13 protein-coding genes are annotated in these 12,574 nt (G+C 67.1%); 6 read left to right on the forward strand and 7 right to left on the reverse strand.

Features of this window, described 5'->3' with window-relative positions; genetic code table 11:
* Nucleotides 1–1,345: DNA translocase FtsK (locus tag ACFOY2_RS45080; protein ID WP_379534302.1), on the reverse strand; the 1,345-nt coding region annotated here is incomplete at its 3' end.
* A gap of 297 nt (nucleotides 1,346–1,642) precedes the next feature.
* A complete protein-coding gene (locus tag ACFOY2_RS45085; RefSeq protein ID WP_379534303.1) occupies nucleotides 1,643–2,551 on the reverse strand; it encodes a hypothetical protein in 909 nt (302 codons plus the stop codon).
* Between the two features lie 317 nt (nucleotides 2,552–2,868).
* On the opposite strand from ACFOY2_RS45085, the gene ACFOY2_RS45090 reads away from it, so the two are divergent.
* On the forward strand, nucleotides 2,869–3,117 hold the full coding sequence (locus tag ACFOY2_RS45090) for a hypothetical protein (RefSeq protein WP_379534304.1): 249 nt from the start codon (nucleotides 2,869–2,871) through the stop codon (nucleotides 3,115–3,117).
* Entirely contained in the window at nucleotides 3,114–3,515 is a 402-nt protein-coding gene (locus tag ACFOY2_RS45095) for a DNA-binding protein (RefSeq protein WP_379534305.1), read from the forward strand. Before ACFOY2_RS45090 ends, ACFOY2_RS45095 begins: the two co-directional genes overlap by 4 nt.
* Nucleotides 3,516–3,675: 160 nt before the next feature.
* Here ACFOY2_RS45095 and darG read toward each other — a convergent pair whose 3' ends face one another.
* From darG to ACFOY2_RS45110, 3 genes are read right to left on the reverse strand one after another with little or no spacing between them, the layout of a single operon-like run.
* Nucleotides 3,676–4,731: a type II toxin-antitoxin system antitoxin DNA ADP-ribosyl glycohydrolase DarG gene (darG, locus tag ACFOY2_RS45100; RefSeq protein ID WP_379534306.1), complete on the reverse strand. Its 1,056-nt coding sequence runs from the start codon at nucleotides 4,729–4,731 to the stop codon at nucleotides 3,676–3,678.
* A gap of 54 nt (nucleotides 4,732–4,785) precedes the next feature.
* Nucleotides 4,786–5,301 (reverse strand): DUF4433 domain-containing protein, encoded by a 516-nt coding sequence (locus ACFOY2_RS45105; protein WP_379534307.1) that lies wholly within the window; start codon nucleotides 5,299–5,301, stop codon nucleotides 4,786–4,788.
* A 52-nt stretch (nucleotides 5,302–5,353) separates the two neighbouring features.
* Nucleotides 5,354–7,009: an acyl-CoA dehydrogenase family protein gene (locus ACFOY2_RS45110; protein ID WP_379534308.1), complete on the reverse strand. Its 1,656-nt coding sequence runs from the start codon at nucleotides 7,007–7,009 to the stop codon at nucleotides 5,354–5,356.
* Between the two features lie 31 nt (nucleotides 7,010–7,040).
* Here ACFOY2_RS45110 and ACFOY2_RS45115 point away from each other — a divergent pair, with 31 nt between their 5' ends.
* From ACFOY2_RS45115 to ACFOY2_RS45125, 3 genes are all read left to right on the forward strand, one after another.
* Nucleotides 7,041–7,757, forward strand: a complete 717-nt coding sequence (locus tag ACFOY2_RS45115) for a PaaX family transcriptional regulator C-terminal domain-containing protein (RefSeq protein WP_379534309.1) — start codon at nucleotides 7,041–7,043, stop codon at nucleotides 7,755–7,757.
* A gap of 183 nt (nucleotides 7,758–7,940) precedes the next feature.
* Nucleotides 7,941–8,288, forward strand: coding sequence for a type II toxin-antitoxin system RelE/ParE family toxin (locus ACFOY2_RS45120; RefSeq protein ID WP_379534310.1), 348 nt, complete (start codon nucleotides 7,941–7,943; stop codon nucleotides 8,286–8,288).
* Nucleotides 8,285–8,617 (forward strand): helix-turn-helix domain-containing protein, encoded by a 333-nt coding sequence (locus ACFOY2_RS45125; protein ID WP_379534311.1) that lies wholly within the window; start codon nucleotides 8,285–8,287, stop codon nucleotides 8,615–8,617. The genes ACFOY2_RS45120 and ACFOY2_RS45125 overlap by 4 nt, the downstream gene beginning before the upstream one ends.
* 161 nt (nucleotides 8,618–8,778) lie before the next feature.
* On the opposite strand, the gene ACFOY2_RS45130 is transcribed toward ACFOY2_RS45125, so the two are convergent.
* On the reverse strand, nucleotides 8,779–9,807 hold the full coding sequence (locus tag ACFOY2_RS45130; protein WP_379534312.1) for a hypothetical protein: 1,029 nt from the start codon (nucleotides 9,805–9,807) through the stop codon (nucleotides 8,779–8,781).
* Between the two features lie 82 nt (nucleotides 9,808–9,889).
* The gene (locus ACFOY2_RS45135) at nucleotides 9,890–11,287 is read right to left on the reverse strand and encodes a glutamate--cysteine ligase (protein ID WP_379534313.1); all 1,398 of its coding nucleotides are present in this window, start codon (nucleotides 11,285–11,287) and stop codon (nucleotides 9,890–9,892) included.
* Between the two features lie 102 nt (nucleotides 11,288–11,389).
* Between ACFOY2_RS45135 and ACFOY2_RS45140 the strand changes: the two genes are divergently transcribed.
* Entirely contained in the window at nucleotides 11,390–12,460 is a 1,071-nt protein-coding gene (locus tag ACFOY2_RS45140; protein WP_379534314.1) for a zinc-dependent alcohol dehydrogenase family protein, read from the forward strand.
* The last annotated feature ends 114 nt before the right edge of the window (nucleotides 12,461–12,574 follow it).

Below are 12,574 nucleotides of genomic sequence, written 5' to 3' on the forward strand. Positions count from 1 at the left end.
GGTCGGCCTGGGCGACCTGGGCGCGCAGCACGTCACCGAGCGCCACCAGGTCCTTGTCGGCGTTCGGGATCTCCACCCCGATCGCCGACTTGCCCGGAATGGGCGACCTAACCGGAATGGGCGACAAAATCCTGAGATCTGCGGACTTGACCGCGTACGCGATGTTCTTCGTGAGCGCCGTGATCTTCTCGACCTTGACCCCCGGCCCCAGTTCGATCTCGTAGCGGGTCACCGTCGGCCCTCGGGTGAAGCCGATCACCTGCGCGTCGATGGTGAACTGCTCCAGCACGCTCGTCAGCGCGTTCACCACGGTCCAGTTGGCCTCGGTCTGGGGGCGAAGAACTGTGTCCGGCCTGAGAAGTCTGAGGTCGGGCAAGGCGTATGGGACGCGCTCGTGGACGGTGCCCGAGAGCGATTGTGCGGAGGACGGTGACAGAAGCCGACTGCCGTCCTCAAGCAAGGAATGGATTGGTGCGTTCTCTTCGAGCCGCTTGGTGTATTTGAGTGTCGCGGCGTTCCGTAGATCCACGGTAAGCGGCTGACCATCCGCAGGAAGGCCCATGCTGATACCGCCCATGAGCGCGCGCAGGATGTCCTGGTCGGACGGCCGATCCTCTGGTCGCTTGGACAAACAGGCCCTGAGCAGGTTACGTAATGGTTCAGCCACGCCTCGAAGCTCCGGCTCCGCATGCGAGATCCGGTAGAGAATGGCTGGGATGCTGTCGTTCCCGAAAGCCATCCGACCCGTGCTCGCGAAGATCAAGGTGACAGCCCAGGAGAAGACGTCAGATACGGGTCCGATTTCGGCTCCCGCCACCTGCTCAGGTGACATGTATGCTGGCGTGCCGACCGCACCGCTGGTCTTGGTGGAAGTGGCATCCAGCACCTTGGCGATGCCGAAGTCGATGACCACCGGGCCTTCGGGCCCGAGAAGTACATTGCTCGGCTTGAAGTCTCGGTGAACGATCCCAGCCTGGTGGATGGCCGTCAGCGCTGTCATCGTATTGATCGCAAGGCGTGCCAGTCCGCCTTCGTCTCGAGGCCCGTCCCGCCTGACCAGTTCTTCGAGGGAAACTCCGTCGACGTACTCGCTGACGATGTACGGTTGGTCGCCGTCCATGTCGACGTCAATGATTCGGGCGGTACAGAACGGAGCGACTTGCCGGGTAACCGCGACTTCACGCCGAAACCGTCGACGGGCGTCGTCATCGCCGGCAAACCGGGCGTGCAGCAGTTTCACTGCGACTTTCCTGCTGCCTGGAGACTCGCCGAGGTATACCGCGCCTTGCCCGCCTTGACCCAGCAGTCTGGACAGGGTGTATCGGCCGATGCGTCGAACATTCATGCTGCTACGGATCGCCCACGAAGAACAGGCTTGCCTGTCCCATCCACCTGGCTCGGAAGGACTGGGAGAGGTGTCATCGTGCTCCTCTTGAAGGCGCAGTACCACGTGTAGAGGCAAGAGCGTTTCAGAGGAAATTTACAGCATGTGAGCGAAACAGGCATGGGTTGTACCCGCCCGCGCCCGCTAGCGCGTTCGTCACCGCCGGGGTCGATTCGCAGCATGGTGACGCACCCCCGCAAATCGGCACCTCTGACGAAGGTGCCCCTGTCTTGAACCGAACAGAGTGCGCCCCTCACATCATTTCTTCTCCGTCCACGGCTCGTACGCGCTGTCCCCCGGAAGCACCCAGACCGCCGCAACAGGTCTGGCGACTCGCCGCATCAGTGTCGCCTTGCCCGTCACCTTCGAGACCCGGTAGATCGCCACCCCCGTCTTGGTCCTCGATCGCACGATCACGTGTCCGGCCCGGTCGAAGTCGAGGTCGTCGATGTACTGCCCACGCGGCAACTGTACGGTCACCGTGCTGCTCGCGCGGCCCGTACGCAGGTTGAGCAGGCGCAGCTTGCGGTACTTCGGGTATGTGCCGACAGGTACCGCCGTGGTGACGTAGTCGTTCGCCAGTGCGACCGGTGACAGCCTCGTCTTGAGCCGGGTCCGGGCTCGCAGCCCTCGGTCGAACACCACCACCCGTTCCCCTTGCAGCAGCAGTCGCTTGCCGTCCGGGCTGAATCCGCTGAAACCCCACGCGTCCGTCTTTCCCGGAGACGGCAGCTGCTTGCCCTTCCGTAGGTCCGCGAAGACCCCCACCCCCGGGGCCGAGGTCATCGTGATCACAAAACTGCCGTCGTCCGACACCAACGGCCACTCCTCGTTGATCGAGTACGCCGTGAGGTCCCGCGACACGACCCTTTCCTTGCTGCTCAGAGTCCGCTCGACGAACCGCTCATCCGATTTCCGGAAGTAGAAGAAATGCCGCCCGTCTCCGCTCACCAGGAACGGCGCCCGAGCACCGGAATTGACCGCGCCGGCGGGCGCCTTGGCAAGCGCCTCCGGCACCTCGACCACGTCTCCGTTGGTGAGCACCAGTTCCCAGGTCTGCTTCAGCTGCGCGTACGCGATCGTGGCCCGCGTGGCAGCCCCAGCAGGCTGTGCGATCAGAGTGACGGAGGTCAGGAGAAGTGTCACCAGAGCCGTACGAAATCTCATGCATCGTAAGATGCCGAAAACTTTAGGAATGTTGCCAGCTCGGCGGAGGCCGTGAGACTTGCCGTTCTCAGCAGTTTGTAACGAGGCGGTCCAGAGATGTGGCGGACAGGGCGATCCAGCCCTCCGGGGACGCCCCGCCGGCCTGCTCCCCCGCCGGTACGGCCACCAGCCTGGGCCAAGAGGCACGTCCAGCTCACCCGCCATCTGCGACGGTGGGACCGCGACACCCGCCGTCCGTTCCTCGTAGGGACCAGGAGACTCAGCGGTCTCTCACGAGCGAAGCGGCGCCGTCGCGCATACCGCAGTATGCTTGCTTCATGGCGGAAACGACACGCATCACGGTGACGCTACCGAATGACCAGGTCGCCGAGCTCAGGAAGCTCACCGACAACGTATCCGGCTATGTCGCCGAGGCGGTGGCACGTCAGCTACGGCACCAACTCCTCGGCGCCGACCTGCTGCGCTACCAGGAGGAGCACGGAGAGTTCACCGAGGAGGAACTGGCTCAGGCCCACTCCAGGATCTTCGGGGCAGCGGGCCTCGACGGCTCAGCGGGCGCAGCGTGATCGAGCACGTCGAAACCGTCGTCCTGGACTCTCAAGGGTTTTCCGCCTGGATCGCACAGGATCGCAAGATTCTCGCGATGTTCCAGGTGTTCCAGACCATGGGCGCCGATTTCATCATCGGCGCAAACACCATCGTGGAAGTCAGCCATACACGGGTGAACATGCCTCGACTGCAGTGGGCGCTCTCCCGCGTCAAGGTCGAGCCGGTAACCGAGAACGCGGCGAAGGCGGCCGCGAAGCTCCTCAAAGGAGCGGGCCTGCACGGCCACCAGTACGCGATCGACGCGACGGTCGCCGAGATGGCACTGCGCCAGCCGGGCCCGGTGGCCATGCTGACCTCCGATGTCGACGACATGGCCCGGCTGTGCGGCAACCGTGTCCGGCTCATCGGCATCTGAGCAGGCAACCACCGCTGTTCGCCCAGCCCGCCATCTGCGTGGATCGGCACTGGCTTCAGCAACCACCTGGCTCCGGCCCGCACGATTGGATCAGTCCGCTGCGAGTGTCAGCGCGCGGCCCAAAGCGCTGATCTCCACGCATGCTGAACGCGTTGCGGAGCTACCGGCTGGTCAGGAGACCCGACTCACGTAGCCGGTTGAAGGCACCCCCAATATCGCTGGGTGTGAAGAGCTGCTGCTTACGAGGGCTCCATGCGGCCATCTCACTGACGAGAGCGCCGCGATCGGCGACAACTCCCGATTTCGAGGCCAGGTACTGAACAGTCGCCAGCAGCTCCATGCCCTCCGGATACTCGTAACCCACGACAGCGCTGCGAACCGATTCCCACGCCTGCTCGAACGCCACATCCCCGGCGACGGCTGTCTCCGCAGCAGTGGCTGCGTCCGGCTGAACTTGGAGCACGGCTCTGGCTCCCAGTGTGCCGTCCCCATAACCCAGGAGGTAGTGGCCTTCCATGGCCGCCAGTTCCTGGTTGAGCCGAACGGAGAAAGGACCGTAAATGTGCGGGGTGAATCGCAGCCCCAGGTCCAGACCAGCGCACTGGATGAGATAGGGAATCTTGTGCGCCTCCAGCAGTGATAGCCGGGGCGTCACCGACACGCCAGATTCGAAGGCAAGAGCCACATACCTGGACAAGGTGGCAATCAATCGGCTCCGAGCGGGCGTGAGCTGTGGCCGGTCCGCGCCTGTCACCATGTCCCGCGGGTGAGGCGTTCCGGGACCGTAGAGACGGATGTCCAGGTCAAGGCTACCGAGCTTCTCCATGATCAGCGGGCGCACAACGGACCATTGCAGCCCACCATTCCCACAGCCGAGCGGAGGCACGGCGACGCTACGGACCTCGAGATCGACCAGGAGGCGTGCGAGATCATCAAGCCCGGTGACGATATCGTCAAGCCGGGAGCGTTGTCGCCAGTGACGCTTGGTCGGGAAGTTGAGGACCCAGCGATCCGTACCCGCGAGCCGCACGGGAAGGATCTTTCCAGGCCTGAGCTCGCCGCGGGCGCAGACCTCGGCGTAGGCGGCGAAGACCTCCGGGAAGGCTCGCTTGAACTGAAGCGCTATGCCTTTACCCATGACACCGACCAGATTGACCGTGTTGACGAGCGCCTGGGCATCATCACGCAGCAAGTTTCCGCTGACTTCCCTGATCACTTCAGCCCACCCCCTCACCGATTATCCCTGATCGAATGTGTTTTCGAAACCGTTCTAGAAGTACCAGTGCGCTCTGACCTCCGCGGAAGGACGCCGCTCCAGCCCGACGATCTCGCGTGCGACCGCGGCCACGGACTCAGTCTGGGCATAGACACGTGAGAAGGCCATCCACGGCACTCGCTCATGGACCAGTAGTTCGGCCATGCGGCGTTGAACACGAGACCCATCCTCGTCGGTGTTGGCCCAGTATTCCGCTTCCATCAGCGCCCAATCTATATGGGTGGCCAGTTCGCGTTGCGTAGCGGTGAACCGTGCTGTGGCGAGGGCCGCGTTTCGATCACTTGCCACCCACGCGAGGTTCGATGCGTAGAAGGGAACATAGTCGGCAACCACCCCCAACGGGCCGATGGGGACCGAGCGTGTTCTCCGAAGTTCCTTGATCCCCTGCTCAGCACACTCCACGACCAGTGGCGGCTGAAGATTGTCGGCCACCAGTCCGGTCCGAGCAACGCTCTCCAGATTGTCCACGTGAGTGAAGTGCAACAGCCACGGATCTTGCGTGTCCATCATCGACCAGCAGCATAGCCTTGGGCCGTGAAACCTGGCCGGCCTGTAGCGTCGATCAGAAGGTGACCACTCCCGTCAGGAGATCCTCGAAGTGGTCGGCGACCGGGGCGTCGATGCCGCGTAGCGGGCCGCGGTCGGCCAGGTGCGCCTCGGCGTAGAGCCGGGCCACGAGTGACTTTCGGCCGTCGTCGAGCCCCCACGTGGCCTGGTCCTCCAGCAGGGCGGCGGCGTAGACGTCGGCCATGAACTGCGCCAGCGGATACAACCGCGCCTCGGCGACGGAGTGTTCCAGGGCCGCCCACGCCGAGATCGCCTTGGTCAGGTCCTCGATGCGTGCGTGCACGAGGTCGGAGGTGGCCAGGGCGCGCAGGCGCTCCAGGAACGGCTCGTGGGCGTTCTCGCGCAGCATCGCCCGCCGCACGTCCAGGCAGAGGATGTTGTCGCCGCCCTCCCAGATCGGGTTGACCTGGGCATCGCGCAGGAGGCGGGCGACCGGCCACTGCTCGATGTAGCCGTTGCCGCCGTGCACCTCGATGGCGTCGCTGGCCGCGGTGACGCCGAGGCGGGCGGCGCGCAGTTTGACGAGGGCGGGGGCCAGGCGCAGTCGCGGGCCGAGGTGGCTGTCGAAGACGAGCGCCTGGGCGGCCTCGACCTCGACGATGAGTTCGGCGAGTTTGCGGCGCATCAGTGGCTGCTCGATGAGCGGGCGGCCGAACGCCTCGCGGGCGCGGGCGTAGCAGAGCGACTCGACGAGGGCGCGTCTGGCCACACCGAGGCCCATCATGGCAATGCCGAGCCTGGAGGCGTTGGTGAGCTTCATCATCGTGCCGAGGCCCGACCCCGAGCCCTCTCCTGCCAGCAGGAACGCCTCCGCGTCCGTGAGTTCGACCTCGGCCAGGGCGACCGATTTGGTGCCGAGTTTGTTCTTGAGCCGCCTGATCCGCACCCCGTTGCGCTCGCCGTCGCGCCGCTCCCACAGCACCAGGAAGGGCGCGACGGCCCCCTCGGGCAGCTTGGCCAGCACCACGAACGCCGAGCCGTTGGCGTTGGAGACGAACCATTTGAAGCCCGACAGGCGCCAGGCGTCGCCGACGGGTTCGGCGGTGGTTTCCAGGGCCGCCAGGTCCGAGCCACCCGTGCGTTCGGTGAACATCTGAGCGGCCTCGCCCGAGTAGAAGCCGTTGGCGAAGATCTCCCGTACCCGATCGCGGACGTCCTCGGGCGCGTATTTCTCGGCGAGGGAGACCACCATGTCCCCGCCCGTGCCGAGCGCGCAGCCCATCCCGATGTCGGCCTGGTCGAGCAGGTACGTCCATGCGGCTCCGAGCGCGGCCGGGTTCGCCCCGTGTGCGCGGGCTTCGTCGGCGAAGGCGGGTGAGGTGAAGTTGTCCGTCATGAGCGCCTGTTTGGCGGTGTGGAACGACGGCGGCATGACGACCTCGCTGACGTCCCTGCCCCACTTGTCGTACTTCTCCAGCCGCGGCGGGTTACGGTCGGACTCCTCCGCGCACTCGGCCACCAGCCCGCCCGTGAGCGCGCCCAGCCGGTCGAGGTGCGGCTCGGCCCAGGCGAAGCCGTCGCCGAGATGGCGCCGCATGAGCAGGCGCAGCGTGGGATCGCACTGCCACCAGTTACGCCCGGCCGCGCCCTGATAGCGCTCGGTCGCGTAACGATCGCTGCGGTCGAAAGGTTCGATCAGATAGCGCCCCATACTCGCGAGTGTTACATATAATCGACACGCGATGGAAGAGCGTAATGGACTGAGCGCCAGATCGGCCGTGCTGAGCGCGTTGCTGGGCAGCCACCCGCCTCGGCTTTCCGCCCGTCACCTGGTGCGCATCGGTGCGCTGTTCGGCATCGCCGAGGGCACCGTGCGGGTGGCGCTGTCCCGGATGGTCGCGGCGGGCGATCTCATCCAGTCCGAACGCGCGTACACGCTGTCGGAGCGGCTCGTCGAACGCCAGGCCAGGCAGGACGAGAGCCGCGACCCCCACACCAAGCACTGGGACGGCACGTGGGAGGTGGCCGTGGTCACCGCCGAGCGGCGCGCGCCGGTCGACCGCGCCGCGCTGCGGCACACCATGAGCGCGCTGCGCCTGGCCGAACTGCGCGAGGGCACCTGGATGCGCCCGGCCAACCTGGTCCGCCGGTGGCCGGAGATCGTCGCCGCCCAGTGCACGCTGATCGACGGTCGCCCCCACGGCGACCCCACGCCCCTGCTGTGGGATCTGGACGGCTGGGCGGACGAGGCCCGCAGGCTGGAGCGGGCCCTCGACCGTTCCGAGGGGCTGGCGGAGGGGTTCCTGGTGTCGGCCGCGGTGCTGCGCCATCTGCTCGCCGATCCGCTACTGCCCCCGGAACTGCTGCCCGCCGACTGGCCGGGGGGCGAGCTACGGGCCCGCTACGACGACTTCGACGCCCGCTACCGCGAGGTTCTGCACACCCACCTCAGAGGCTGACCCCGAAGATCATCCTTTTGTTTCTGAATTCGGTGACGCTCCAGAGCTTGCCGTCCTGCACCGTCAGGTCTTCTGGACCGATCGGGAACGGCCTGGTCTGCAGCTCCCCATCGGCGTGGACGAGCAGTTTGCCGTTGGCGGTGGAGCCGGCCGCTGGCCTGGGAGATCACGCTGCACGCTGAAGTGAATGCCTGGTTTCTCGACATATGTAAGAACGCCCCGGCCACCGCGGAGAAGATCGAGGAAGCACTGGACGAACTCGCTCTGCAAGGCCCGAAGCTTGGCCGCCCGCTGGTCGACCGGATTCACCACTCCCGTGTCCTGCACAACCTCAGGGAGCTACGGCCCCGGGTACCTGGAGAAGCGGAAATCCGCCTGTTGTTCGTCTTCGATCCCACACGGGAGGCAATCGTGCTGGTCGCCGGGGACAAGGCGGGGGAATGGAACCGGTGGTATCGGACGGCGATCCCGTTGGCCGAGGAACGCTACGCCGCATACCGTACCGAGAAGGAGAAGGAGGAACGGGGATGAGCGACTTCGTGAAGTGGTCCGACACCAAGGCCAAGATCCGCGAGATCGACCCCAGCTGGGACGCCCCCGAGCGGGTAGCAGTGCGGGAGGTCAGCCGCGAACAGCTGCGGGCAGAGCTGCGCGGCACCCAGCTCGCCGAGATGCGCAAGCGCCTGGGCATCTCCCAGAAGCTGCTCGCCGAACGCATGGGCGTTTCTCAGGCCCGTGTGTCCCAGATCGAGCACGGCCAGATCGGTGGGCTGGACACGGTGCGCGCCTATGTCATCGCGTTGGGCGGCACGCTGGACATCGTGGCCGATTTCGGCGATCACACCGTAAAGGTGGCCTGACAGGCGCTTCGCCCTCATGGATGGACTCTTCGCCGAGAGCGACGCCACTCGCGAGGAGAGCCCCGTACACCATTTTCGCGGACGCCAACGCGCAAAGGAGCGCCCGGCCGTTCTGCTGTTGGATGTCCTGTCGCAGGACCCCACTTCAAAGGCTGACTCGCTCAGAGGCTGACCCCGAAGATCACCCGCTTGTTTCTGAACTCGGTGACGCTCCAGAGCTTGCCGCCCTGCACCGTCAGGTCTTCTGGACCGATCGGGAACGGCCTGGTCAGCAGCTCGCCATCGGCGTGGACGAGCAGTTTGCCGTTGGCGGTGGAGCCGGCCGCCTGGCTCAGGTACCACGTGCCGTTCCACGAGATCGCCCCCTGGATCTTGGGGTGCCCCATGACGAAGGCGTCGTTGGGCTCGCCCCCGGCCAGGTCCAGGTCCCAGCGGGCCACCCAGCCGCCGGGGTCGTTCTCGCGGTACTCGCCCGTGATGAGCTGGGGTGTGGCGCCGCTGCGGTCGATCGAGACGAACGAGAACTTCGGCCCCGCCTGCGCGACCTGCCAGGCGTCGGTCTGCGGGACGATGTAGCGGTAGCCGAAGGCGTGGAACTTGCCGCCGTGGCGGCCGACCCGCGTCGGGTCGCCGAGGTCGTTCTGGGCGGTGCGCAGGTCGAGCAGGTGGTTCAGGTCGAAGACGCGCAGGCCGTTGGCGGTGTCGGCGACGTAGAGCAGGTCGCCGTGCAGGGCGATGCCGCCCGCGTGGATGTCGATCGGCGCGTAGGAGCCGTCCTGCGCCGCCTCGACCAGCAGCGCGTGCTGGTATCTCAGTGTCCTGGGGCTCAGGAACGACACCCTGATGCCCCGCTCCCCCACCTGGGGCTTGAAGTACCAGCTCGCCACGAACACCGGCACCCCGATCTCGCCGGAGTCCTCGCCGCAGGTCAGGCCCTGGGGATACCAGTCGGCGGTGTCCTGGTCCTTGTCGTCGAAGGCGTACCACGCGGCCGGTTTGGGCCGCATGTCGCCGATGGCGCCGGGGGCGCCCTTGTTCCTGCCCGTCCTGTTCGCCGTGGCCAGCAGCGCCTCGACGGACGTGCTGCCGATCTCTTCCGCCAGCTTCTGGGCTCCCTCGGCGAGGTCGCCCGACGCCCGGTTCAGGGCATAAGGCGATTTATCCGTTGGAACCATCCCCGCGTCCGCCATACTTCCCTCTCTTTGCCATCACTTGACTACTTTGACGACTCGAGACGGACCGGGGTTGCGAATCAGCGCCACAAACAAAAGATCAGGGCCACAAATGCACGGGAGTGCCGGAAAGCGCCAGCTCCCGGTAGCGGCGCACCAGCCGCTCCCGGTCCCCGTCGAAGCGGGCCAGCGTCTCGCGCTGCCACACCGCCCCCGTGCGGCGCAGCCGGGTGCGCTGCGCGATCACCTCCAGCGACCGGTCGGCGTCGTGCGCCGACACCCCGGCCGCGAGCAGCCCCTCCCGCGCCTCGGGCAGCAGGGCGAGCACGAGTTCCGCCGCCTCGAACTCGCCCTCCCAGCCGGGCCAGGACAACTTGGCGTCCAGCCCGTCCATGGCCGCCCGATAGAAGTTCTGGTACGCCTGCGCGAACCGGTACCCGGTCAGGTCCCGCCGGCTCTGCGACAGCGTCAGCCCGAGCAGGAAGGCGGTGTTCGCCGCCATGTCCGCGCACGAGGGCCCCGCCGGCAGCGCGCGCATCTCGACCCGCAGGTGGCCGCCGTCGGCCGGGTCGTAGACGGGACGATTCCACTGCCAGATCGTGCCCTGGTGCAGCCGCAGCTCCGGCACGTCGTACCGCTCGGCCTTCTCGGACAGGGCGGGCACGATCGGCTCGTAGTCGCGCACGTACCGCTCGAACAGCTCGTGCGCTCCCTCGCGCACCCAGTCGGAGCCGAACGTGACCCGCCCGTCCCTGCGCTCGCGCCGCTCCACGTCCCGGTCGTCGACGGCCTCCTCCATCAGCGCGATCCGCGTCTCCTCCCACAGCCGCCTGCCCAGGAAGAACGGCGAGTTGCCGCACGCCGCCAGCACCGGCCCGGCGGCGAGCTGGGCGGCGTTGAACAGCCGCGCGAACTCCTCGGGCGGCGTGCGGATGTGCACCTGCCATGAGGTGTTGGCGGCTTCGAGGATCACGTCCTCGACGGCCAGCTCCAGATCCTCGATCTTGACCAGGAACGGCTCCAGCCGCAGCCGCCTGAAGCCCCTGCTCATGGCCCGGTAGCGGTTCTGGTCGCTCATGGCGCCCACCGTGAAGTGCCCGGCGTCCAGGGTGGGCAGGATGCCGATGGGCAGCGCGCCGCCGCCCTCGACCGCGCCGTCCACCTTGGTGATCGTCTCCTGCACCTCCGCGCTCATCCGCTCGAAGGGCTCGCCGGCCAGCGGGGTGGGGGTCAGGTTGATCTCCAGGTTGAAGCGGCCCAGCTCCAGCACCACGCGCGGGTCGTCGAGCGCCTCCTGGACCTCGCTGTTGCGCGGCAGCGGCCGGCCCCGCTCGTCGATCAGGAACAGCTCCAGCTCGGCACCGATCGTGGCCGGTCCCTGGCCGAAGCCGGGGGTGTCGAGCAGCTCGCGCAGGTCGCCGAGCTGCTCACGGATACGTTTTCCGAACGCGGCGAACTCCGCTTCGGTAAAGCGCTCCTTGTCCAGATCTCTTCCCATCACCCCCTCCTGTCCGTTTCGTTAGGTTTGACACCTCGCCGCTGAGCTCGCCATCGGACCAGGCCTTGCGCGAGCTGCGGCAACTGACTCTAAGCTCATGAGATGCGCGCGGTTGCCTTTGACATCTTCGGTGGCGAACTCGACGTCCGGGAGCTGCCCGACCCATCGCCGGCGCCCCACGGAGCGGTGATCAGGGTCGAGGCGACGGGGCTCTGCCGTTCCGACTGGCACGGCTGGCAGGGGCACGATCCCGACATCAGGGCCCTGCCCCATGTGCCGGGGCACGAGCTGGCGGGGGTGGTCGAGGCCGTCGGCTCCGAGGTGCGCGGCTGGCTGCCGGGCGCGCGGGTGACCGTGCCGTTCATCTGCGCCTGCGGCTCCTGCGCGGCCTGCGCCACGGGCGAGCATCAGGTGTGCGAACGCCAGACGCAGCCGGGCTTCACCCACTGGGGGTCCTTCGCCGAGTACGTCGCCATCGACCATGCCGACGTCAACCTGATCGCGATCCCCGAGGACATGGCCTACGCCACCGCGGCCGGGCTCGGCTGCCGTTTCGCCACCGCCTTCCGCGCCGTGGCGCAGGTGGGCGAGGTGCGTCCGGGCGAGTGGGTGGCGGTGCACGGCTGCGGCGGGGTCGGCCTGTCCGCCGTCATGATCGCGACGGCGGCGGGGGCCCGCGTGGTGGCCGTGGACATCAACACCGACGCGCTGCACCTGGCCGAGGTGGCGGGCGCGACCCACTTCGTCAACGGCTCCGCCGGCGACGCGGCAGCCCAGGTGCGGGAGCTGACCAGGGGCGGCGCGCACGTGTCGCTCGACGCGCTGGGCAGCCCGGCCACCTGCGCGGCCTCCGTCGAGAGCCTGCGCCGCCGGGGGCGGCACGTCCAGGTGGGGCTGCTGCCCGGCGGGCCGACGCCGGTGCCGATGGAGCGCGTGATCGGCCACGAGCTGCGGCTGCTGGGCAGCCACGGCATGGCCGCGCACGCCTACCCGCCGATGCTGGAGATGATCAGGGCCGGGATCCTCCACCCCGACCAGCTCGTCACCCGCACGATCGGGCTCGCGGACGCCGGCAAGGCGCTGGCTTCGATCGGTTCGGTGCCCGGCGTCACGATGATCACGCCGAGGTGCGCGGCGAGCCCGCCCTTCACTCTGGGCGAAGACATCATGTGAAGTTCCTGAGAATTGGGGAAGATGGTGGCGCTAGACGGCCGTTTGACCCACAGCCACCGAGGCTTTCCACAATTATGGCTATAGGTCAGGATTAAGGGGCCCGCAGACGTTGTA

It is taken from the genome of Nonomuraea purpurea, assembly GCF_042650645.1.
GTDB lineage: Bacteria > Actinomycetota > Actinomycetes > Streptosporangiales > Streptosporangiaceae > Nonomuraea > Nonomuraea purpurea.

Coding starts and splice junctions, on each gene's coding strand:
- ACFOY2_RS45130 (WP_379534312.1), bottom strand. CDS start 9,807: ATGGCGGACGCGGGGATGGTTCCAACGGATAAATCGCCTTATGCCCTG.
- ACFOY2_RS45110 (WP_379534308.1), bottom strand. CDS start 7,009: ATGGGGCGCTATCTGATCGAACCTTTCGACCGCAGCGATCGTTACGCG.
- ACFOY2_RS45115 (WP_379534309.1), top strand. CDS start 7,041: ATGGAAGAGCGTAATGGACTGAGCGCCAGATCGGCCGTGCTGAGCGCG.
- ACFOY2_RS45085 (WP_379534303.1), bottom strand. CDS start 2,551: ATGAGATTTCGTACGGCTCTGGTGACACTTCTCCTGACCTCCGTCACT.
- ACFOY2_RS45135 (WP_379534313.1), bottom strand. CDS start 11,287: ATGGGAAGAGATCTGGACAAGGAGCGCTTTACCGAAGCGGAGTTCGCC.
- ACFOY2_RS45125 (WP_379534311.1), top strand. CDS start 8,285: ATGAGCGACTTCGTGAAGTGGTCCGACACCAAGGCCAAGATCCGCGAG.
- ACFOY2_RS45105 (WP_379534307.1), bottom strand. CDS start 5,301: ATGATGGACACGCAAGATCCGTGGCTGTTGCACTTCACTCACGTGGAC.
- ACFOY2_RS45140 (WP_379534314.1), top strand. CDS start 11,390: ATGCGCGCGGTTGCCTTTGACATCTTCGGTGGCGAACTCGACGTCCGG.
- ACFOY2_RS45090 (WP_379534304.1), top strand. CDS start 2,869: ATGGCGGAAACGACACGCATCACGGTGACGCTACCGAATGACCAGGTC.